This window comes from Micromonospora sp. M51, from assembly GCF_018070305.1.
Classification (GTDB): domain Bacteria; phylum Actinomycetota; class Actinomycetes; order Mycobacteriales; family Micromonosporaceae; genus Micromonospora; species Micromonospora parva.
This window is the reverse complement of the sequence record NZ_JAGPXZ010001162.1, coordinates 1-1,273: the sequence shown is the minus strand read 5'-3', so window position 1 is coordinate 1,273 and position 1,273 is coordinate 1. Positions and strand designations below refer to the sequence as shown.

Genomic DNA, 1,273 nt, shown 5'->3' with positions numbered 1-1,273 from the left:
CGCGATCCCACTCGCCGCGAACATCAGCGGCATCAGCCAGGTCACCAACTCCTCGTTGTCGTCGAACCGTTCCCCCACCGGCTGGATCGCCGCGAACGAGAGCACACCAAGCACGATCAGAACGCCGGCCCACGGTCGCGGGCCGCGCTCGCGGGGGGCCTTCCGGCTCACCCCGAGCGGGCTGGTGGTGACCGTACGCAGCATCACCGCAGTGGCCAACGCCGCGACGACCGGCAGACCGAGCACCACCCCGGCCAGCGCGCCGGGTGACGGCAGCACGTCGGTGGGCAGGGCCAGTTGACCTCGCGCGTCCGGGCGGTGCAGCAGATCGCGACCCACCAGGTAGACACCCAGCCCGGTGAGCGTGCCGAACAGAGCGGCCACGCCGGTCTCCAGCACCACCAACCGGGTGACCTGCCCGGGAGTGGCGCCGGCCAACCGGAGCCCGGCCAACCGGCGGTCCCGTGCCGGCGCGCCGAGCCGGGCGCACTGACCGGCCAGCGCCAGCACCGGGAGCATCAGCATCAGCAGCGCGAACGCCGTACCGCCACGCAACCCGGGCTCCACCAGCAGCGCGTTGTGGTACTGCTCCGACCACCTGTTCGGGTTCTCCTCCGTCGCGGTGGGCGTGGGGATGGCCAACACGGTGAGCGCCGCGAGCCCGGCCAGTGTCGCCAGCAGGGCGCTGAGCGCCGTGAGCACCACCCGGGCGGTGTCGGTGCGGGTGCCGGCGAGGGCGAGCCGGACCAGCGTCGCCGGTCTCACCGCGCGCCGCCGGTCAGCGGCACGTCGAGCCCCAGGCCGGTGTGGTCCACCAGGCCGTCGCGCAGCACGATCTCCCGATCGGCGTACGCGGCGATCCGCGGCTCGTGGGTGACGAGCAGGACGGAGGTGTGCTGCTCACGGGCGAGCCGGACCAGTTGGGTGAGGACCTGTTCACCGGTGAGCGTGTCCAGCGCTCCGGTCGGCTCGTCGGCGAAGAGCACCCGCGGTTCGGTCACCAACGCCCGCGCCGTGGCGCACCGCTGCTGCTGACCGCCGGACATCTCACCCGGCCGGACGTCGGCCAACTCGGCCACCCCGAACCGTTCCAGCCAGGTGAGTGCCGCCACCCGCGCCTCTCGCCGCCCCGTGCCGGCGAGAAGCAGCGGCAGGGAGACGTTCTCCGCCGCGGTCAGTTCGGCCACCAGCTGGCCGAACTGGAACAGCACCCCGAACTCGGTACGCCGCAGCCGGGACCGGGCCGCCTCCGACCAGGTGTCGATGCGGTGCC

Annotated in this window: 2 protein-coding genes; both read right to left on the bottom strand. The window is 73.3% G+C overall.

Features of this window, described 5'->3' with window-relative positions:
* Positions 1 to 765, bottom strand: a 765-nt coding sequence (locus tag KBX53_RS33355; RefSeq protein ID WP_309140914.1) for an FtsX-like permease family protein, incomplete at its 3' end; no start/stop codon positions are given.
* Positions 762 to 1,273, bottom strand: a 512-nt coding sequence (locus tag KBX53_RS33350; protein ID WP_210863835.1) for an ABC transporter ATP-binding protein, incomplete at its 5' end; no start/stop codon positions are given. The genes KBX53_RS33355 and KBX53_RS33350, both read right to left, overlap by 4 nt.